Here is a 20,194-nt window from a genome sequence, read left to right on the forward strand (position 1 = left end):
TTTAATTATCTAGTTAATTAAGAAAGTCGGCCCATGTCCCTGGATCGTGTATTCGAAGCATTGGCTTCCGCACCGCGTCGTCAGATACTCGCCTACCTGGATGGTGGCGAGCTCACGGCGGGCGATATCGCCGAACGCTTCGAATTCAGCAAGCCGGCACTGTCCAAGCACCTGCGCCTTCTTGAAGAAGCCGGCTTGATTGCACGCGAAAAGCGCGGCCAATTCGTCTACTTCAGCCTGGTGCGCGAGCGATTGACCACCACCGTGCATGCATGGGCCTTGGAGCTTTGTCCGGTGGGGCGTCCGCTCAAACGTGAGTCGCACCAACGCTACAGACCACTCAAGGCGAGCGCCTCCAAATGAGCGCCGATGGCGGCTTCAACGCAGGGTTCCCACAGGCCAGGCTGGCGCATGTCACGGGCGGCTTGCCAGTGGAAGTCACGCTTATTGCCAGGCTTGCCAGGAGCGCTGGTGATGCCTTGATTCATGACGCCGCGCATCGACAACGCGAACATCCAGGCTTCGTAGATGCCCTGGATGAGCCCTCGGTGCGCATTGGCTCCTTACATGGTCGCGAGGGTGACCGCAGCACGGTGTTTTCGTTCCTGGTCGGAGATCGTGGACACCCCTTTCATCGCCATGCCGGACATCGCATGTTCACGGCGATTGCCGGCAGCGGTGGTGCGCGGCTGTTGTTCTCAACGGCGGATGACGAACAGGGTTTCATTGATGCTCTGCGTCAAGTCATCCTGCCGCCAGATGCATTGTTCACCGTGCGATTTGGTGGAGGCACTTGGCATCGATTTCTGCCTGGCAAGCCTGGCAGCCCACACCCCACCTTATTTGCGCTGTCTTGTCACCCCGATGAAGCGGGCGGGATGTTGTCACCAGCGCAACATAAGGCCGTGACAAGCAACTGCGCCGATTTGCCCACACTGACAGAGCTGCTTCCCCAAACGCTTGCTGCACAAGTTGAAGCGTTGTCATGGGAGGACATCCCCGCAATCGAACTGCAGCTTCCAGAGGGGTTGTCATGATCGAAGCCAGTGCCAACGACTTTCTGCCTGATTACCGGGACTGCGTGCAGCGGACTCTAACGGCAGGGCAATCCCCGCAGATTCCCGCGAATGCTGTGCTGGCTTTGTTGTTGCAAGGGTGCATCCACGCCCACCCTTGGCAGGTCCGATTGGCCATGCGTCTGCGCAACGTAATGGTCAAGCCTTGGCGACTCCGTACATCGAATATCGGCTGTCCAGTTTCGTCACTGTTGGATCGTGAGGCCACGATGCACTTCGCGGGGGTCTACCCCGTGCGCCAAATCGTTCGTGATGATGCAAGCTGTGCGGAAATTGTGCTGGGCGCGGATGATCGACACCTGCGCTTCCGGACATCGATCAGTGCAGAACGTTTGGATGATGGCGGTATGCACGTCACGATGATGACAGTCGTGCAGATCAGTAACCGCTTTGGTCGGATATACATGCGTCTGGTTGATCCCTTCCATCGTCGATGGATAGCACCCGCCATTTTGGATGCGGCGCTGGCGCATGCCTGCGACAGCGCCGTTGTCAGCGTTTATCGAGTCGATACACCGCTGTTTGCAATGCGCTGACGCCATCCGCGACGAAGGACGGTTGCTGTTGAAGGATGTCGCGTCGCTCCAGCAGCGCTACATCCCAAACTCGCGAGAACAACGAGTAAACTTCGTCCTCGGAGACCGAGAACGGCGGTCCGTCTTTTTCATGTTGCGGGTATTCCAGCGTGATCAATACAGCGTTTGTACCTGCAGGCAGACGCGCATACAAAGTATCGACATAACGCTGGCGCAGCTCAGGCGGAAGTGCGATCAATGCAGCGCGGTCATAGACATGGCGAATGCCGGACAACGTGGTCTCGCTCACCTCGAATGCGTCGGCCTCGAGGATGGCGATGTCGTTGGCGCGATGCAGCGGACCATCCGGCGTATCGCTCACGACATCCGACAATTCTTGTTCGAGGAAGAATGACTTGATCGCGCGTTCACTGAGTTCGATGCCGAGTACGCGTTGTCCTTGAGCGGCCAGCCACGGCATATCCAGTGTCTTGCCGGACAGCGGCACCAATACTTCGCTTCCCGGTTTTGCGTGCAGCGAAGGCCAGTGCCTCAGCAGCAATGGCATCACTTCATCGCGGTGCCAGCCTGTTTCACCACGTAGCCATCGGGACTTCCAGTAATCGGCCTCCATCAGTGCTTATTCCGCCCCAAGAGCGTCAACCTTCTGCCAGCCACGTGGTAACAAGCTGCCCCGTGATGCGCGTGCACCCAGGTAGTCCTCCAGCTCCCTCCACGACAAGGTCATGGTGCGGGCGCCGGATTTGACGATCAGCTTGCCGCCTTCGCTCACCACGGCGACCGACACGACTTTCTCTGTGCCGCGCTTGGCTTTGGGGATCTCGATCAGCTTGTTGCCCTTGCCTTTATCCAGCTCGGGTAGCTCCGAGAGCGGGAAGGCCAGTACATGGCCTGCGCTGGTGGCGACAACGATGCGGTCCTTGTCGATGTTGCTGGCGAGCGCGGGTTGCAGCACGTCCGCGCCATCGCCAAGCGTGAGCATCGCCTTGCCGGCTTTTTGCCGCCCGGTCAGATTCTCGAAGCGAGTAACGAAGCCATAGCCTGCGCTGGATGCCAGTACGAAGCGAACATCGTTTTCGGCGGATACCACTGCACGGAACGTCGCACCTGCGGTGGGTGAGAAACGACCGGTCAAGGGTTCGCCATTGCCGCGTGCTGAAGGTAGCGTATGCGCGGCGGTGGAATAGCTGCGACCAGCCGAGTCGAGGAAAGCGACTTGCAGGTTACTGCGCCCCTTGGTGGCAGCCAGCAAACCATCGCCATCACGATACGACAACGCGGCCGCATCGACATCATGTCCCTTGGCTGCGCGTACCCAACCTTTTTCGCTGAGTACGACGGTGACGGGTTCGCTGGCGACGAGCTCTGTTTCGTCCAACGCCTGCGCGGCCACACGTGCGACGAGGGGCGAGCGTCGTGCATCGCCGAACTTCTTCGCATCGGCCAGCATCTCGTCTTTGATCAGCTTCTTCAGCTTGGCCTTGCTGCCCAGCGTCGCAATCAAGCGGTCACGCTCGGCGTCCAGGTCATCCTGCTCGCCGCGAATCTTCATCTCTTCCAATCGCGCTAGCTGGCGAAGCCTGGTGTCGAGGATGTAGTCGGCCTGGTCTTCGCTGAGCTCGAAGCGTGCCATCAAGACAGCCTTCGGCTCGTCCTCGGTGCGGATGATGCGGATGACCTCGTCCAGATTGAGGAAGGCGATCAACAAGCCTTCCAACAGGTGCAGGCGACGCTCGACTTTTTCCAGACGATGCTTGAGGCGGCGAGTCACCGTGTCCTGGCGGAACTCCAGCCATTCGGACAGCAGCGCCTTGAGCGGTTTGACCTGCGGACGGCCGTCTAGCCCGATCACGTTCATGTTGACGCGATAGCTTTTTTCCAGATCCGTGGTGGCAAAGAGGTGACCCATCAACTGATCGACATCAACGCGATTGCTGCGCGGGATGAGCGCGATGCGCACCGGTGTTGCGTGATCGGATTCATCGCGAATGTCTTCCAGCCAGGGCAGCTTTTTCGCGCGCATTTGCGTGGCGATCTGCTCGATCACTTTCGATGGCGAGACCTGATGTGGCAACGCATTGATGATGATGTTGCCGTTCTCTTTCACAAACGTCGCGCGCACGCGCAGGCCACCGTTGCCGGTTTCGTAGATGGCGCGCAAGTCGGCCGCAGGCGTGATGATCTCGGCCGTGGTCGGATAGTCCGGGCCGAGGATGTGTTCGCACAGGTCGGCGGTCGTCGCCTCCGGGTCATCCAGCAGGCGGATGCAGGCGCTGACCACTTCGTTGAGGTTGTGCGGCGGCACGTCGGTGGCCATGCCGACCGCGATGCCCGTGGTGCCGTTGAGCAAGAGGTGCGGCAGGCGCGCCGGCATCCAGGTGGGTTCTTCCAAAGTGCCGTCGAAATTCGGGTCCCAATCCACCGTGCCCTGGCCCAATTCGCCCAACAAGACCTCGGCGATCGGGGTGAGCTTGGATTCGGTATAACGCATCGCGGCGAAGGATTTCGGGTCGTCCGGCGAGCCGAAATTGCCTTGGCCATCGATCAACGGATAGCGATAGGAAAACGGCTGCGCCATCAACACAAGCGCTTCGTAGCAGGCCGAGTCGCCATGCGGGTGGTATTTGCCGATGACATCGCCCACGGTGCGGGCCGATTTCTTCGGCTTCGCGCCGGCGTTCAGGCCCAGCTCGCTCATCGCATAGATGATCCGGCGCTGGACGGGCTTGAGCCCATCCCCGATGAAGGGCAGGGCGCGGTCCAGCACCACGTACATGGAATAGTCGAGGTAGGCGCGCTCGGCGTATTCGCGCAGGGGGATTTGCTCGAAACCGTGGAAGGCGGGGCGGGCGGGGGTGTCGGACATCGGGGCTCGGGATTGGATCGGATGAGTCAGGTCATTCTACCGGCCACCCGTATGGTCCCCACCAGCAGGCCTAAGGATGCGGCTGCTCGCAGCTTCGAACGGTAGTCGGGAAGGCCTGCTCGACATCCTGCGCGGGCTGGGCGCATGATGTGGCCGGGGATACATGGGGTCGTGGTGTGGACAACAGGAACGTCACATCGGGTGAGCCACAAGAGACTCCCGGCTGGCCCGAGCCGATCGTGGCGCGGGACTACCGTGCGCTGTTTGATTCCATCGATGAAGGTTTCTGCATCATCGACGTGATGTTCGATGCGTCTGGCAAGGCGGTCGATTATCGATTCTGCGAGGTCAACCAGACCTTTGAGCGGCAAACGGGCCTGGTCAACGCCGCAGGGCGCACGGCCCGGGAGATGGTGCCTGGCCTTGAAGCGCGCTGGTTCGACACTTACGGCGATGTCGTGGTCACGCGTCAGGCCAAACGGTTTGTCGAAGGCTCGGAGGTGATGCGGCATTGGTTCGATGTGTATGCCTTCCCATTGGGTCCGGAAGGCAGCAAGGAAGTCGCCATCGTCTTCAAGGACATCACATCGGAGCAGTTGGCGCTGCGTGAGTTGCGCGAGAACGATCGTCTCAAGGATGAGTTCCTGGCCATGCTCGCCCATGAACTGCGCAACCCCATGGTGCCGATACAGGCAGCGCTGTACCAACTCCGCCAATCGACCGACGCCGAGACCGTGCGCCGGGCAGCCGATGTCATTGACCGGCAGATGGGGCAACTGGTCCGGCTGGTCGACGATCTCATGGAAGTCTCGCGCGTCACGCGCGGAAAAGTGGCGCTGCGTTCAGAACCCATCGAGTTGCAGTACGCGCTGCATGGCGCGATCGAGGCCGTCGAGCCGATGCTGAAGAAGGCCGGCATCCGACTCGCAGCCGATCTTCCCGACGCACCGATCATTGTCGATGGCGATGCTGTCAGGTTGACGCAGGTCTTCACCAATTTGCTGGCGAATGCGATCAAGTACAGCCCTGCGGGCAGCAACGTCGGGCTCACCACGTCGAGTGAGAAGGACGAGGTGCTCGTGACGGTGATCGATGACGGCATCGGCCTGCCCACGGACCGGCTGGAGCACATCTTCGACATGTTCGCCCAACTGGGGCCGAGGGGGACGTCGGTCCAAGGCGGGCTGGGCATCGGACTGACGCTGGTCCGTACCTTGGTCGAGATGCACGGCGGCAGTGTCGAGGCCCACAGTGAAGGGTTGGGACGAGGCAGCCGCTTTGTGGTTCGTTTGCCGCATCGCAGGGACGAGTCTCCACTCGAAGCTGCTGAGGTTCATGACACTCCGCTGTGCAAGCTCGACGGACTTCGGGTGATGGTGGTCGATGACAACCGCGAGATCGTCGAGAGTTTCGCCGACTGGCTGCAAGCGCAGGGCGCGGTCGTCCGTGTCTGCCAGGATGGCCACGAGGCGCTCGAGGCCGCCACGCTCTGGCATCCCCATGTCGTGATGCTCGACCTCGGGCTTTCGGGACTTGATGGGTGGGAAGTGGCCCGCCGTCTTCGCGCTGATCCGGAAGGCTTGTCGCGCTTGCTGATCGCCATCAGCGGTTGGGGGCAGCCGGCGGACATCGAGCGATCCCGCCGCGCGGGCTTTGATGATCATTTCACCAAACCGCCGCCACTGGCGCGATTACAGGCGGTGCTGTGCGAGCATCGCGATCACGTCTTCCCGGCTGCTGATTGACAAGCGCGACGGTAAGCCGCAAGATACGCGCCCACATGCCCAGGTGGCGGAATTGGTAGACGCACTAGTTTCAGGTACTAGCGGGTAAAACCGTGGAGGTTCGAGTCCTCTCTTGGGCACCAAATGCAAACCCCCGAGCAATCGGGGGTTTTGTTTTTCCGGATCGCCGCCAACTCACGCGGTCTGTGCGACGATCTTCGTATGACGAAGAAACCAACAAAAGGCCCGCGTTCATCGGGCAAGAGCACCTCTCCCGCTCGCGGCAAGAAGACCCCAGCCGCCAAGGCCGCTGGACGCAAGAAAGCGGCACCCGCCAGGGCGCCTTGGTTGCCCGAAGGTATGTCGAAACCAGCCAAACCGACAGGCCGGGGGGCGTTGCCGCAGGCACGCTCGGCGCCGCCGAGGGACCCGCATTTCCAGCGTGAATCGCAGCGCTATGCCGAGCCCATCGCTAGCCGCGACTACATATTGCAGATCTTGTCGGCAGCCGATGGCCCGATGGATGCCGAGGCCTTGGCGCGCCAGCTCAGGCTGACTGCCCCTGACCGGCGCGATGCGCTGGACAAGCGGTTGGGCGCGATGGTCCGCGACGGCCAATTGCTGCAGAACCGGCGTGGTGGTTTCGCTCCGGCGCAGCAGTTGGACCTGATTCCGGGCACGGTGATCGCCAATCCGCAAGGGTTCGGATTCCTGCGTCCCGACGCGGGTGGAGGTGAGGATGCGTTCCTGCCGCCCACCGAAATGCGCAAAGTCATGCATGGGGATCGTGTGTTGGTGAGCATCACCGGCATGGACCAACGCGGTCGCACCGAGGCAGCCATCGTCGAGGTGCTGGAGCGTCGCGTCACTCGCTTGGTTGGTCGGTTTGACGAAGAAGCCGGCGTTGGGTTCGTGGTGCCCGATGATGCACGCATCCAGCGCAACGTGATGATTCCCCAGGCCGAACGCAATGATGCTGGGAAAGGCCAGTTGGTCGTGGCCGAAATCACTCAGGCGCAAGACTCCCGGCGGCCGCCGATTGGCCGCATCGTCGCTGTGCTGGGTGACAAGCTGACACCCTCTCTGGTCGTCGAAGCTGCGATCCATGGCCACGACATCCCGCACGTATTTCCACAGGAAGTGTTGGATGAAGCGGCCGCAGTGCCGTTGGAAGTGCCTGCGACCGCGCTTAAGGGACGGGTTGATCTGCGCAGCACGCCGCTGGTCACCATCGATGGCGAAGATGCCAAGGATTTCGATGATGCCGTCTATTGCGAACGCACGCGCGGTGGTTGGCGCCTGATCGTCGCCATCGCCGATGTGTCGACTTACGTGCGGCCGGAAACGCCTTTGGACGATGAGGCGCAACTACGCGCGACTTCGGTCTACTTCCCCGGTTTCGTCGTGCCGATGTTGCCGGAGACATTATCGAACGGGATTTGCTCGCTCAATCCGAAGGTGGATCGTCTGTGCTTCGTTTGCGACATGCAGTTGGACAACCGTGGCGAAGTCACATCGTCCGAGTTTTACGAGGCGGTGATGAACTCGCACGCGCGCCTGACTTACACGCAAGTTTGGAACGCGGTAGGTGATGGAATTCCCGAAGAAGAATACCAGCAGGCGCTTGCGAAGATCGGCGATCAACTGGCGCAGGTCCAGCATCTGCATCAACTCTACCAGCGCATGGCCGAAGCGCGCCAGCGTCGCGGGGCGATCGAATTTGAATCGGGTGAAGTGCGTTTCGTCCTGGACAACAAGGGCGAGGTGACCCAGGCCGGCATGCTCCAGCGCAATGACGCACACAAGTTGATCGAGGAATGCATGATCGCGGCCAACGTCGAAGCCGCGAAGTATCTGTTGGATAAAGGTATCCCCGCACCGTTCCGTATCCACGAGCGCCCACCGGAGCAAAAGTATGCGGACCTGCAGGAGTTCTTGAAGGAGTTCCAGTTGTCGATGCCGCCATGGGCCAAGGTGCATCCTCGTGATTTCACGGCGCTCATCCACAAGGTGCGCGAACGAGCGGATTCGGCGCTGATCGAATCGGTCTTGCTGCGCAGTCAGTCATTGGCCGTGTATTCGCCCAGCAATGTCGGTCATTTCGGGCTGGCGTTGAAAAGTTACGCACACTTCACTTCGCCCATTCGACGTTATCCGGATCTGTTAGTGCATCGCGCGATCAAGCATGGCCTCGCTGGTGGCACGGCCAACGATTTCCGCTACAGCGCACGCGAAATAGACCAGCTCTCGTTGCAGTGCTCCGAGCGCAGTCGCCGTGCGGATGAAGCGGAACGCGAAGTGGACGAGCGTTATCGCGCTGCGTGGATGGAGCAGCACGTCGGCGGTGAATTTGATGGCGTGATCAGCGGCGTAACCAGCTTTGGGCTGTTCATCGAGTTGGATGATTCCAAAGTCAATGGCCTGATCCACGTCACCCAGCTGCCACATGACTATTACCACTTCGATGCGATCCGCAAGACGCTGACAGGCGAGCGGCGCGGACGTGAATTCCGCTTGGGTGATCGGGTGCGCATCGTCGTGCTCAAGGCGAGTCTGGAGGAGCGCAAGATCGACTTCCGCCTGGTGGAGGAGGACGAAGGCGCCAAGCCGCTACCGGCGCGTGGCAAGCCTGCCAAACGACCCAAGCAGAAGTACTGAGCGAAGCCGTATCCCCCAGCCATTACAATGCCGCCATGAGCAAAGCTTCTCCTTGGATTGCCGGTATCAATGCGGTGGCATCGGCACTGGAACACGACGCGGCGAACGTGCGCGAAGTATTGGTCGAGGCAGGCGGGCGCAACCCGCGTCTGACCGAGATCGAATCGCAAGCGCGACGTCTGGAAATCGACGTGCGCCGTGTCGCACAACAGGCGCTGGATGGCGTGGCTGGCGGGTTGCGCCACCAGGGCGTGGTCGCACGCTATGAAGCCGCGCGCATGTGGGACGAGCACGAGTTGCCCGACCTGATCGAGCAAGCCGAAGGGCGCGCATTGGTGCTGGTGCTGGATGGCGTGCAAGACCCGCACAATCTGGGTGCCTGCCTACGCTCTGCAGCTGCGGCAGGAGCCACCGCTGTGGTGATCCCGCGCGACAAGGCCGTGCAAGTGAATGCCACCGTACGCAAGACATCGGCGGGCGCGGCGGATCGGATCCCGGTGATCGCGGCGACCAATCTCTCGCGTTGCCTGCGTGACATGCAGAAGCAGGGCGTGTGGATCTATGGTTTGGCCGGCGAGACTGATGCGTCGATTTACGACATCGACTTGACCGGCAATGTGGCCCTGGTGCTGGGAGGCGAGGGCGATGGGCTGCGCAGACTCACACGCGAAAATTGCGACGCATTGGTGAAGATCCCGATGCCGGGAGAGATGGAAAGTCTCAATGTGTCGGTAGCAACGGGTATCGCGTTGTTCGAAGCGGTGCGCCAGCGCCAACCCAAGGGGAAAGCACGATGAACCTGCAGTGGTATGACTGGGTAGGCATGCTCGGCACCTTGATGGTGCTGGGCGGATTCTTCCTGCTGCAGGCCGGACGCCTGCATGGCAATGGCCTGACGTATCAATTGCTCAATCTGTTCGGTGCGGGCGCGATATTGCTGTCGCTCTGGGGCAACTTCAATATTTCGGTGTTCTTGCTTGAGGCCGCGTGGATGGCGGTGAGCCTGTACGGCATCGCGCGCACACTCAGGAAGCCGCGTCCGACTCCGCAGGGCTAGCAGCTTTCAACATCGGCCACTGGTTGGCGATGCGGCAAAACAATTGCGCGGTGATCTCCGCGTCATATACGGCGGAGTGCGCATCGGCCGCATTCCACGGCAGTCCTGCGGCTTGAGCGGCGCGTGCCAGCACCGTTTGACCGTAGGCGAGTCCTGCCATGGTCACTGTGTCAAATACGCTGAAAGGGTGGAACGGGTTGCGCTTGTGCTTGCTGCGCGCGACCGCGGCATTGACGAAGTTCAAATCGAAATGCGCGTTGTGACCGACCAATATTGCGCGTTGGCAGCCATGCTTTTTCACCGCGGCGCGGATGGGCGCGAAGACGTGTTCCAACCCGTCTTTTTCGGGCTTTGCCAAGCGAAAGGGATGGTCCAGCTGGATGCCAGTGACGGCGAGTGATTTCGGGTCGATGTCGGTGCCAGGGGCAGGCTCGAGGTGCGCGCAGGCGGTTTCGCCCAGGATCAGTTTGCCCTCATCGTCCATGTCCAGCGGCACTGCGGCGATTTCTAGCAGTGCATGCCTGTTCCAATCGAAGCCGCCGGTTTCCACATCCACCACGACCGGCAGGAACCCGCGAAAACGGGTGGCCATGGTGGGGTGTGTGCGTGTCGGATTAGCGTCGGGCATGCGTGCAGTTTAGCTGGTGCGTGTGCCGATCACCGTGCCTTCGATATGCAATCGATGCAGCATCGCCTGGACCTCGGTGGTGAAGGTGGCGTCGTCGGGCAGGCCGGCCTCGTCTGCCAGGGCCTCGATGATGGCGTTGCCACTGAGCGTGTGACTGCCTTCGATCCATTGCAATAGCCGGAATGCCAGAGGTGATAGCGCGGCAAAATGGACCTGCATGTCGGGAGCGCGACGCACCAGGATCAAACTGGGCGATGCCGGCGGGGTTTGGGGCCGATACGTCGGGCCGATACGATCCACCGGCCATGCGTAGGCCAATGGCCATGCCTGGGGCGAGAGCAGTGGGATGCCTTGCAACAGATCACCCTGCGGATCGTGTGCAATCGGGTCTGCATCGTCAATCTGCGCGCGCAGCTCCATCCATTCGTAGTGCGCGAGCTCGGGTAGCCACGGCAGGTGATGTGTGTCGTTGTCAGCCAGCCAGCCGATGAACTCTTGCGCGACCTCGGTAAACAGCGGCGTAGTGCAACGATGTTCGCGGTGGAAGGTGTCGACCAATTCGTTCCATTCGGCATATTCAAGTGCCTTGCGTATCACTGGAAAATTGGAGGAGAGTAGAGATTCGATGGTGTTGCGGAACAAGTCGCGGTAGACGGCCATTCGCCGCGACTCGATACCGGGCGGCGCGGGCTGCGTTGAATCGCGCAAATGCGCGGCAAAGGCAAATTGCTGGTCGCGCACGGTGTCGACGGGCTTAGACATCGGCATGTCGCTCTTGTAATTCGCGGATGCGGCCCAGCTCGGCGGAAAGCTCATCCCACGAGGGGTAATTGAAGTCGCGCTCGAGCAAAGTTGGTTTCACGCCATGGGTTTGATAGGCGGCATCGAGCAACGACCAGACATCCTCCTTCACTGCTGCGCCATGTGTGTCGATCTTCAGATCGTTGGCTTCATCAAAATGACCGGCGACGTGATAGCCGGCGACGCGCTGGGAGGGCATCGTGCCGAGAAATGTGTGGGCATCGTAGCCGTGGTTGATTGCGTTGACATAGACGTTGTTCACGTCCAGCAATAGATTGCAATCGCCAGCATCCAACACCGCATTGATGAATTCGTGCTCGGGCATACGCTGCCAGGGCGCAGCGTAATAACTGACGTTTTCGATGGCGATCCGCCGGCCAAGCTTTTGCTGCACTTGATCGATACGCGTCGCTACGTGCTTGACCGTGTCTTCATGGAAGGCCAGCGGCATCAAATCGTAGAGGTGCCCATCGTCCGCGCTGTAGCTGAGGTGCTCGCTGTAATGCGTGATGTCGTGTCGCTGCATGAAAACAGTGATGTCATCCAGCAATGCATCGTCCAGTGGTATCACGCCACCCAATGAAAGCGAAAGGCCGTGCAAAGTGATGGGATGCCGTTCACGCAATGCACGCAAGCGTGCGCCCAAGGCACCCCCTACGCGTATCCAGTTCTCTGGCGCGCACTCGAGGAAATCGAACGAGTCGGCCGGAGCGCTTTCGATCGCATCAAGCAAGCCGCGGCGCAGACCCAGCCCGACGCTGGCATTCGCAAGTGCATTTGGGCCCATCATCCGCATCCATCAACACAAAAGCGCCCCGCAGGGCGCCTGTCTGTGTGACTGGACGGCATCAAGCTCAGAGGCTGCCGCCACATTTGCCGCCGCCGCACTTGCCCTCGCCACATTTGCCTTCGCCAGCTTTGGCGTCGTTGGCGGAAGCTGCCTTGGGCTTGTCTTTCTTCATCGCGGCGTGGGCCTTGTCCATTTCTGCCTGAGTAATGAAGCCGTCGCTGTTCAGATCATGGGATGCGAATTTTTCTGCCTTGCCGTCATGTGCGGCGGCGAATTCGGCTTTAGAGATTTTTCCATCGGCGTTGTTGTCCATGGACTTTACACCGCAGCTGCCTTCGCCATGCTTGCCATCGCCCATGTAGCCGCTGGCGAGCGGAGTGACAGCGAAAGCTGCGCCAGACAGGACCAGCGTACCGGCGAGGGTGCCAAGGGTTAGGGCGTTCTTGCGTTTGGTGGTCATGACCAGATTTCCGTGGGGTGTGTGGATGATTCTATGTTAGCTGGCCACAGTCCTGAAAAGGTAAATAAAGCGCTATCAAGCCTGAACAAGAAAGCCCGCCAAAGGCGGGCCATCCCATTCATCGGCAAGCAACATACGGTCAGGTGCGGCTGATCACGCTGCTGTCGTCGCGCTTTTCACGCGGCGGCAAGGGGCGCTGGTCGCCGTGCACGCGGAACCAGAGGTTCTCGGCGATGTTGGTGGCATGGTCGCCAATGCGCTCCAGGTTCTTCGCCATGAACAGCAAATGGGTGCAGGGCGTGATGTTGCGCGGGTCTTCCATCATGTAGGTCAATAGTTCACGGAACAGCGCGGTGTACTGCAGGTCCAGTTCGGCATCGCGCTCACGCACGCGCTGGGCGGCATCAGCATCAAGCGATTGGTAGGCGGCGAGGACGTCGCGCATCTGCTGCGCGGCCAATTGGCCCAAGGCACGCAGACCGCGGATCTGCGGCATCGGCGGGGCGGTATTGAGCGCCACCGAACGCTTGGCGAGGTTGGCGGCGTAGTCACCCACACGTTCGATGTCGGATGCGATACGCAACGCTGCAAGAATGATGCGCAGGTCGGTCGCCATCGGGCCACGTAGCGCGAGTTTCATGACGTCCTGGCTGACTTCGTGTTCCAGCGCGTCGATGGCTTCGTCGTTGGCGATGATGCGTTCGGCGGCGTTGTCGTCACGGCGTTCAATCACTTCGAGCGCGGCTTCGAGCTGCGCCACCGACATGGCGCCCATGCGCTGGATCTCGTGGCTGAGGCGGGATTGTTCGTCGTCGTAGCTTTTGACGATGTGGTCGTGTTCGTTGTGCATGGTGGGTTCCTGTGCAGAAGATGAGGCCAGGGGTAGCAGGCTGTATCAGCCAAACCTGCCCGTGATGTAGTCCTCGGTCTGCTGCTTGGACGGGTTGGAGAAGATGGTCGATGTCGCATCGTGTTCGATCAGGTCGCCCAGATACATGAAGGCGGTGTAATCGGACACGCGTGCGGCCTGCTGCATGTTGTGCGTCACGATGACGATGGTGAAGTCACGCTTGAGCTCTTCCACCAATTGTTCGATGCGGCTGGTGGAGATAGGGTCCAGCGCGGAGGTCGGCTCGTCCAGCAACAGCACGTCCGGGCGCAATGCCACCGCACGCGCGATGCACAGGCGCTGCTGCTGGCCGCCAGATAAGCCCAGTGCGCTTTGGCCCAACTTGTCCTTCACCTCGTCCCACAGGGCGCCTTGGCGCAGGGCGTGTTCGACACGATCATTCATGTCCGACTTCGACAATTTTTCGTGATGGCGAATGCCGTAAGCGACGTTCTCGAAGATTGTCATCGGGAACGGCACCGGTTTCTGAAACACCATGCCCACCTTGCTGCGCAGGCGGTTCATCGGGTACTTCGGGTCCAGGATGTTTTCGCCATCCAGCAGCACTTCACCGCTTGCATTGAGCTTGGGATACAGCGCGTAGATGCGGTTGTAGATGCGCAGCAGGGTGGACTTGCCGCAACCCGAGGGCCCGATGAGCGCGGTGACGCGCTTCTCCGGGATGTCCAGGTTGATGTCTTTGAGCGCATGGAACTTGTCGTAGTGGAAGTTCAAGCCGCGCGTGGCGATCTTCACCGGCGCGGTCGCGGCGGCCTGGCCTTCGCGGACCTGCATGTGCATGGCGGGGCGAGCGTCATTCATTTCAAATGTCCGGATATCAAAGGTGTGGTCGAGATTAGTCATGGGAAATCTTGTTGCGCAGCAGGAGCGTGCGTGCCAACAGGCTGACGAAGAGAACGAAGAGGGTGATCACCAACGCACCGGCCCAGGCGATTTTTTCCCAGTTCTCGAAGCCCGAACCGGCGAACTTGTACATCACCAGCGGCACGGCCGACATCGCGCCGGTCGGGTCGAGGCTGAAGAATTCGTTGCCGAACGCGGTGAACAGCAGTGGCGCGGTTTCGCCGGAGATGCGTGCCAGCGCGAGCAGTACGCCGGTTACGATACCGGGCAGGGCAGAGCGGTACAGCACCTGCATCGTCACCTTCCACTGCGGCACGCCCAAGGACAGCGCCGCCTCGCGCATGGTGATCGGGACCAGGCGCAACATCTCGTCTGTGGTGCGCACGACCACCGGCAGCACGATGAAAGCGAGCGCCAGCGCGCCGGCAATCGCGGAAAAACGTCCGCCGGTCGTCATCACGAACATCGCATAGACAAACAAGCCCAGCACGATGGATGGCGCAGACAGCAGAATGTCGTTAACGAAGCGCACCACCGTGCCCAGCTTGGTGCGATTGCCGTATTCGGCCAGCCATGTGCCTGCCGCAATACCGAGCGGCGTGCCTATCAAAATGCCCATGCCGCACATCATCAAACTGCCGATGATGGCGTTGCGCATGCCGCCTTCTTCCATCGGCGGCGGCTGGTCCATGGTGAAAAGATTCAGATTGAGGCTGGCCATACCCTTGGACACCAGGGTCCACAGGATCCAGCCGAGGAACAGCAGGCCGAACAGCGCTGCAAGATTTGCGAGGGCGACCGCGATCAGGTTGGTGATCTTGCGGCGGCGATACAGGGCATCGGCGCGCTTGAAATCCTTGGCAGGGAGTTGGACGGCGGACATCAGCTGCCCTCCTTCTGCGACAGGCGCATCAACATCAGGCGCGCCAGCGCCAACACGATGAAGGTGACGATGAAGAGCACGAAGCCGAGCAGCAGCAGCGCGGAGCGATAGGTTTGGGTGGCTTCGCCGAAGTCATTCGCGATCAACGCGGCAATCGTGGTCGAAGGCTCCAGCAGCGATGCGGTGAACTGCACGCTGTTGCCGATCACGAAGGCGACGGCCATCGTCTCACCCAATGCACGGCCCAGGCCCAAGAACACGCCGCCGATCACCGCCGAGCGCGTGTAGGGCAACACGATGTCCCAGCTGACTTCCCACTTGGTCGAGCCCAGTGCATAGGCCGATTCTTTCAAGCGCGACGGTACGGTCATGAACACTTCGCGCATGACCGAGGAGATGAACGGGATGACCATGATCGACAGGACGATGCCCGAGGTCAGCATGCCGGCGCCGATCGGTGGGCCCTGGAACAGGCGGCCGATCAGGGGCAGTGTGCCCAGGTGTGCATCCATCCACGGGATGATGCTTTCGCGCATCACTGGCATCAGGATGAAGAAGCCCCACATGCCGTAGATGATCGAAGGAATGCCTGCCAGGAGCTCGATCGCGGTGCCGACCGGTGTGCGCAGCCAGCGCGGTGCGACCTCGGTCAGGAAGAAGGCGATGCCGAAACTGACCGGCACGGCGATGATCATCGCGATGATGGCAGTGACGATGGTGCCGTAGATCGGCACCAGCGCACCGTATTTGTCTTCGACCGGGTTCCAGTCGCTGGATGTGAAGAACGACAAGCCCTCGCTCTGCAACACGCTGCGGCCGCCCCACAGCATCGACAAGGCGGCAGCGGCCAAGGTGAAGAGGACGAAGATCGCGGTCGCGGTCAGAAGCCAGCGGAACACGCGGTCATTGCGTGCGTCACGCAGGTTGCGGGCGTCCGGTGCGGGCAGTGCAGCTGCATTCATCGACAAGACTCGGATCGGGTGTGGCGGGACGCATCCCGCAAAATTTCATTCGTTGCAATGACGCACGGAAGCGGCCATCCGCTCCCGTGCGTCGTGGTCGCCGGGATTACTTGAGCGAAGCCCAATAAGCCTCGACCTGCTGCACCAGTTCCGCCGGCAGCGGCACGTAGTCCAGCGACTGCGCTTGCGCTTGGCCTTGCGCGAAGGCCCACTTGAAGAAATCGAGCGTCGCCTGCTGCTTGGCGGCATCCTTCGGCTGCTTGTAGATCAGGATGAAGTTGGTCGCGGTGATCGGCCAAGCCTCGGCGCCCGGTGCATTCGTGATCACCAGGTTGAAGTCTTTCGCATTGGCCCAATCGGCGCTGGCGGCAGCGGCGGCAAAGCTTTCGGCTGACGGCGCGACCCAGTTGCCGGCGGCGTTCTGCATCGATGCATAGGGCATCTTGTTTTGCAGCGCGTACGACAATTCGACATAACCGATCGAGTGTTTGATCTGCTTGACGTAGGCGGCGACACCTTCGTTGCCCTTGCCGCCCATGCCGACCGGCCAGTTCACCGTGGTGCCTTCACCAATCGCGCTCTTGAAATCCGGGCTGACCTTGGACAGGTAATTGCTGAAGTTGAAGGTGGTGCCCGAGCCATCCGAGCGACGCACGACCTGGATCTTCTCGCCCGGCAGGGTCACGCCGGGGTTTTCAGCGGCAATGCGCGCATCGTTCCAGGTGGTGATCTTACCGAGGTAAATGTCGGCCAAGACCGCGCCGGAGAAACGCAACTTGCCGGCTTCCATCCCGGGGATGTTGACCACCGGGACCACGCCGCCGATCGCGGATGGGAACTGGGCCAGACCTGCCTGCGCGAGTTCCTCGGAAGACAGCGGCTTGTCGGACGAGCCGAAATCCACCGTGCCGGCTTTGATCTGGGCGATGCCGCCACCCGAGCCGATCGACTGGTAGTTGATCTTGTTGCTCGTGGCCTTGTGGTAATCGGCCGACCACTTGGAAATCAGCGGATAGATGAAGCTGGCACCCGCGCCGGTGATCTCGGCGGCGACTTTGTCACCTGCAGCCGCGCCTTCGGCCTGGGCCGAGGCGGCATTCGGGGCGCTGCTGGATTCGGACGGCTTGCAGCCTGCGACGAAAGCGGCGGCGGCCAGGGCAAGGGCGGCGATGCGCACCGGGTTCGATTTCATGACAACTCCTGAATAGACTTGGGCTGGGCCGCTGGTTCGCGGTTGACCTATGGGAATCGTTTTATGTGACAAACAGGTTACGGGCCGTCATAAATCTCTGGCCGGCCCGTTCAGAAAAAAAAGCGCGGGCCGAAGCCCGCGCAAGATCTAGCTCACTGGAGGAGGTGAGCCGAGGCTCAGTAATTCATGTTCTTGGACCAGTAGGTCTCGATTTGCTTGACGAGGGCGTCGGGCAGCGGCACGTAACCCAGCTTGCGTGCTTCCGCATCTCCATTGGCGTACACCCAGCGGAAGAATTCCTTCGCGGTCTTGGCGCCTGCCGCATTCTTCGGCGAGCGGTGCATCAGGATGAAGTTGGTCGCGGTGATCGGCCAGCTCTCTGCGCCCGGCGCATTGGTCATAACGAGGTGGAAGTCCTTGCTCGCCGCCCAGTTGGCGTTAGCAGCGGCGGCTTGGAAGCTGTCGTCGCTGGGGACGATGTAATTGCCCGCGGAGTTCTTCAAGCGGCTGTAGGCCAGCTTGTTTTGCAAAGCAAATGACAATTCGACGTAGCCAATCGCGCCCTTGATCTGCTTCACGTAACCCGACACGCCTTCGTTGCCCTTGCCGCCGATACCGACAGGCCAGCGCACCGAAGTGCCTTCGCCCACTTTGGACTTCCACTCAGGGCTCACCTTCGACAAATAGTTGACGAAGTTGAAGGTGGTGCCAGACGCGTCCGAGCGACGTACCACGGTGATCTTCATGGCGGGCAGATTGACGCCAGAGTTGAGTGCGACGATGCGCGGGTCGTTCCACATCGTCACCTTGCCCAGATAGATGTCGGCTAAGAGGTCGCCGTCCATTTTCATTGCGCCGGCTTTGACGCCGGGAATGTTCATCGCGGGCACCACGCCGCCGATCACCGACGGGAATTGCGCCAACTTGAACTGGCCCAGCTCCTTCGGCGAAAGCGGAGCATCGGACGAGCCGAAGTTCACCGTGCCGGCTTTGATCTGGGCGATGCCGCCGCCGGAACCAATCGATTGGTAATTGATCTTGTTGCCGGTGGTGCGGGCGTAGTCGGCCGACCACTTCGACATCACGGGATACACAAATGAAGCGCCTGCGCCCGTAGATTCGGCGGCGTGCGCACTGAGACTAAGGCCGGCGGCCAGCGCCAACGCGGGGAAGGTGGTCTTGAAGATGTTACGCACGGTGCACTCCGGGAAATCAGGATGGGTAGGAATCGGAGTGCATTCGACGCGTTATTGATGACAGATCGTTGATGAGTAGATGACGTTTTGGTGACACCCAGAAGAAGCGCGCAATTTTCCACCACATACCCGAAGCTGATCGGATAACGATCACGCGTCATCAAACTGCAATATTTAATCCACCTGATGGTCACATAGCTCAGACAATCTGGCGCCGCTTTGACGCTTCCTTAACGGCATCGCCTTTGATGCCCGACACATCACAACTACCGAGTGGAGTAACCCATGCGAGTTTCCGTCCTGGCCCTTTCATTGGCCGCCGCTGCAGGCATTAGCCCTGCCGCTTACGCCCAGAACGCCAGCAGCGCCGAATTGGCTGCCTTGCGCGAGCAGATCAAGATGCTGGAGTCCAAGGTCACTGAGTTGGAAGAGCGCGCCGATGCCCAGCAGGACATCAACGTGACCAGCAAGGAAGAGTTCGACAAATTGTCGGACAACCTGCCCAAAGTGGAAACCAAGGGCGGCATCAAGGTTACCTCGGCCGACAAGAAGTTCGAGGCATCGCTGGGTGGCCGAATTCACTTCGATACCTATATGTTTGATCGTGATCGCGCTGCGGTTACCGCCGGCAATGAGTTCCGTCGTGCGCGCCTGACTTTGTCAGGCAAGGCCCTGGGTTGGGACTACAAGATGGAGCAGGATTTCGCCGCCGGTACCAACCTGGACGGTCTGCGTGATTTGTACATCGCCAAGCAAATTGGCCCGGGCAAGCTGACCATCGGTCACTTCAAGCCCTACCGTTCGATGGAAGAGCTGACCAGCTCGAATGAAATCCTGATGATGGAGCGTCCGTTCGCCTCCGCGACCGGCCTCTATAACGGCCGCCAATTCCAGCAGGGCGTGGGGTACCTGATGGGTGGCCCCAACTACACCGTGGGTGCGTCGGCATTCACCCTGCGCGCCACGCCGACGGCGCGCAACGAAGGTATCGGCTTCGCCAGTCGCGCTACGTGGGCGCCGATCAACGATGCCGAGAACACCTTGCACTTCGGTCTGTCCTATAGCAGCGAAAACAGCAACCAGGGCACGCCGACGATGACCGCCGTTGCGAACTATGCCGGTCGGCGTGGCCCCTCGCAGACCATTGCCGCGATCACCGCCGGCAGCGCCAAGAGCATCAGTACGGTGGGCGTGGAAGCGGCCGGCTCGTTCGGCCCGATGTTCTTCCAGAGTGAGTACGCGCGCGCCGACTTCGACATGCCGATCGGTCCGGCCCAGCAAGTGGATACGTGGTACGTGCAGGGCAGCTGGCTGCTGACCGGCGGCCACAAGCCCTATAAATCCGCCAACGGCGTGTTCGGCTCGGCCACCGTGCCGGAAGGTGGCGCGTGGGAGTTGACCGCGCGTTACGACACCATCGAGAACAAGGACATCGCCAACCGCAGTGCCAATTCGGCAATTTTCGGCGTGAATTATTACGTGAACCCGAACCTGCGTTTCATGTTCAACTACACGCGCGGCGAGAATGAAGTCAACGGCGACAAGACCGGTCAGTACGCCTTGCGCACGCAGTTCGCGTTCTGATCGCACTGGCAAAAAAGTATCGAAGGAA

The 20,194-nt window shown here is 60.6% G+C and carries 20 protein-coding genes and 1 tRNA gene; 9 read left to right on the forward strand and 12 right to left on the reverse strand.

Annotated elements, in window-relative coordinates; all coding sequences use genetic code 11:
- Window positions 1-33 precede the first annotated feature (33 nt).
- Genes BW989_RS02280 through BW989_RS12765 form a run of 3 tightly spaced genes read left to right on the forward strand, consistent with a single transcriptional unit; the run spans window position 34 to window position 1,612 of the window.
- Window positions 34-363: a metalloregulator ArsR/SmtB family transcription factor gene (locus tag BW989_RS02280; protein WP_207551598.1), complete on the forward strand. Its 330-nt coding sequence runs from the start codon at window positions 34-36 to the stop codon at window positions 361-363.
- Window positions 360-1,037, forward strand: coding sequence for a hypothetical protein (locus BW989_RS12760; protein WP_242651225.1), 678 nt, complete (start codon window positions 360-362; stop codon window positions 1,035-1,037). The genes BW989_RS02280 and BW989_RS12760 overlap by 4 nt, the downstream gene beginning before the upstream one ends.
- The gene (locus tag BW989_RS12765) at window positions 1,034-1,612 is read left to right on the forward strand and encodes a DUF2867 domain-containing protein (RefSeq protein ID WP_242651228.1); all 579 of its coding nucleotides are present in this window, start codon (window positions 1,034-1,036) and stop codon (window positions 1,610-1,612) included. The genes BW989_RS12760 and BW989_RS12765 overlap by 4 nt, the downstream gene beginning before the upstream one ends.
- On the opposite strand, the gene BW989_RS02290 is transcribed toward BW989_RS12765, so the two are convergent.
- Both BW989_RS02290 and parC read right to left on the reverse strand, forming a co-directional pair.
- Window positions 1,569-2,225, reverse strand: coding sequence for a thiopurine S-methyltransferase (locus tag BW989_RS02290; RefSeq protein WP_076584918.1), 657 nt, complete (start codon window positions 2,223-2,225; stop codon window positions 1,569-1,571). The two genes, BW989_RS12765 and BW989_RS02290, sit on opposite strands and share 44 nt — an antisense overlap.
- 6 nt (window positions 2,226-2,231) lie before the next feature.
- Complete coding sequence (parC, locus tag BW989_RS02295; protein WP_076584920.1) at window positions 2,232-4,478, reverse strand: DNA topoisomerase IV subunit A; 2,247 nt, start codon at window positions 4,476-4,478, stop codon at window positions 2,232-2,234.
- Window positions 4,479-4,654: 176 nt separating this feature from the next.
- Between parC and BW989_RS02300 the strand changes: the two genes are divergently transcribed.
- The 5 genes from BW989_RS02300 (at window position 4,655) to BW989_RS02320 (ending at window position 9,917) form a co-directional block, all read left to right on the forward strand.
- A complete protein-coding gene (locus BW989_RS02300; RefSeq protein ID WP_076584922.1) occupies window positions 4,655-6,223 on the forward strand; it encodes a hybrid sensor histidine kinase/response regulator in 1,569 nt (522 codons plus the stop codon).
- Between the two features lie 37 nt (window positions 6,224-6,260).
- Window positions 6,261-6,345 (forward strand) — tRNA-Leu (locus BW989_RS02305).
- Between the two features lie 79 nt (window positions 6,346-6,424).
- A complete protein-coding gene (gene rnr, locus BW989_RS02310) occupies window positions 6,425-8,860 on the forward strand; it encodes a ribonuclease R (protein WP_076585293.1) in 2,436 nt (811 codons plus the stop codon).
- 35 nt (window positions 8,861-8,895) lie between these two features.
- Window positions 8,896-9,657 (forward strand): 23S rRNA (guanosine(2251)-2'-O)-methyltransferase RlmB, encoded by a 762-nt coding sequence (gene rlmB / locus BW989_RS02315; protein WP_076584924.1) that lies wholly within the window; start codon window positions 8,896-8,898, stop codon window positions 9,655-9,657.
- A complete protein-coding gene (locus BW989_RS02320) occupies window positions 9,654-9,917 on the forward strand; it encodes a CBU_0592 family membrane protein (protein ID WP_076584926.1) in 264 nt (87 codons plus the stop codon). The genes rlmB and BW989_RS02320 overlap by 4 nt, the downstream gene beginning before the upstream one ends.
- Here the strand turns inward: BW989_RS02320 and rnt are convergent.
- The 10 genes from rnt to pstS (BW989_RS02370) all read right to left on the reverse strand — a co-directional run bounded on the left by rnt (window position 9,886) and on the right by pstS (BW989_RS02370) (window position 18,573).
- Window positions 9,886-10,509 (reverse strand): ribonuclease T, encoded by a 624-nt coding sequence (rnt, locus tag BW989_RS02325; protein ID WP_242651230.1) that lies wholly within the window; start codon window positions 10,507-10,509, stop codon window positions 9,886-9,888. The two genes, BW989_RS02320 and rnt, sit on opposite strands and share 32 nt — an antisense overlap.
- Before the next feature lie 45 nt (window positions 10,510-10,554).
- Window positions 10,555-11,307: an HvfC family RiPP maturation protein gene (locus BW989_RS02330; RefSeq protein WP_076585295.1), complete on the reverse strand. Its 753-nt coding sequence runs from the start codon at window positions 11,305-11,307 to the stop codon at window positions 10,555-10,557.
- Window positions 11,300-12,136, reverse strand: coding sequence for an HvfB family MNIO-type RiPP peptide maturase (locus BW989_RS02335; protein WP_076584930.1), 837 nt, complete (start codon window positions 12,134-12,136; stop codon window positions 11,300-11,302). Before BW989_RS02335 ends, BW989_RS02330 begins: the two co-directional genes overlap by 8 nt.
- Before the next feature lie 64 nt (window positions 12,137-12,200).
- Complete coding sequence (locus BW989_RS02340) at window positions 12,201-12,596, reverse strand: EF-hand domain-containing protein (protein ID WP_076584932.1); 396 nt, start codon at window positions 12,594-12,596, stop codon at window positions 12,201-12,203.
- A gap of 139 nt (window positions 12,597-12,735) precedes the next feature.
- Window positions 12,736-13,446, reverse strand: coding sequence for a phosphate signaling complex protein PhoU (phoU, locus tag BW989_RS02345; RefSeq protein WP_076584934.1), 711 nt, complete (start codon window positions 13,444-13,446; stop codon window positions 12,736-12,738).
- 45 nt (window positions 13,447-13,491) lie between these two features.
- A complete protein-coding gene (gene pstB, locus BW989_RS02350) occupies window positions 13,492-14,307 on the reverse strand; it encodes a phosphate ABC transporter ATP-binding protein PstB (protein WP_076584936.1) in 816 nt (271 codons plus the stop codon).
- Between the two features lie 34 nt (window positions 14,308-14,341).
- A complete protein-coding gene (gene pstA, locus BW989_RS02355) occupies window positions 14,342-15,232 on the reverse strand; it encodes a phosphate ABC transporter permease PstA (RefSeq protein ID WP_076584938.1) in 891 nt (296 codons plus the stop codon).
- Complete coding sequence (pstC, locus tag BW989_RS02360; protein ID WP_076584940.1) at window positions 15,232-16,194, reverse strand: phosphate ABC transporter permease subunit PstC; 963 nt, start codon at window positions 16,192-16,194, stop codon at window positions 15,232-15,234. The genes pstA and pstC overlap by 1 nt, the downstream gene beginning before the upstream one ends.
- A 106-nt stretch (window positions 16,195-16,300) precedes the next feature.
- Window positions 16,301-17,386 carry a phosphate ABC transporter substrate-binding protein PstS gene (gene pstS, locus BW989_RS02365; protein ID WP_076584942.1) on the reverse strand — a complete coding sequence of 362 codons (1,086 nt, stop codon included), beginning with the start codon at window positions 17,384-17,386 and terminating at the stop codon, window positions 16,301-16,303.
- A 176-nt stretch (window positions 17,387-17,562) separates the two neighbouring features.
- Window positions 17,563-18,573 carry a phosphate ABC transporter substrate-binding protein PstS gene (gene pstS / locus BW989_RS02370; protein ID WP_425476637.1) on the reverse strand — a complete coding sequence of 337 codons (1,011 nt, stop codon included), beginning with the start codon at window positions 18,571-18,573 and terminating at the stop codon, window positions 17,563-17,565.
- Window positions 18,574-18,867: 294 nt separating this feature from the next.
- Between pstS (BW989_RS02370) and BW989_RS02375 the strand changes: the two genes are divergently transcribed.
- A complete protein-coding gene (locus tag BW989_RS02375; RefSeq protein ID WP_076584947.1) occupies window positions 18,868-20,166 on the forward strand; it encodes an OprO/OprP family phosphate-selective porin in 1,299 nt (432 codons plus the stop codon).
- Window positions 20,167-20,194 lie beyond the last annotated feature (28 nt).

Source organism: Solilutibacter tolerans (genome assembly GCF_900155935.1).
GTDB classification, from domain to species: Bacteria; Pseudomonadota; Gammaproteobacteria; order Xanthomonadales; family Xanthomonadaceae; genus Solilutibacter; species Solilutibacter tolerans.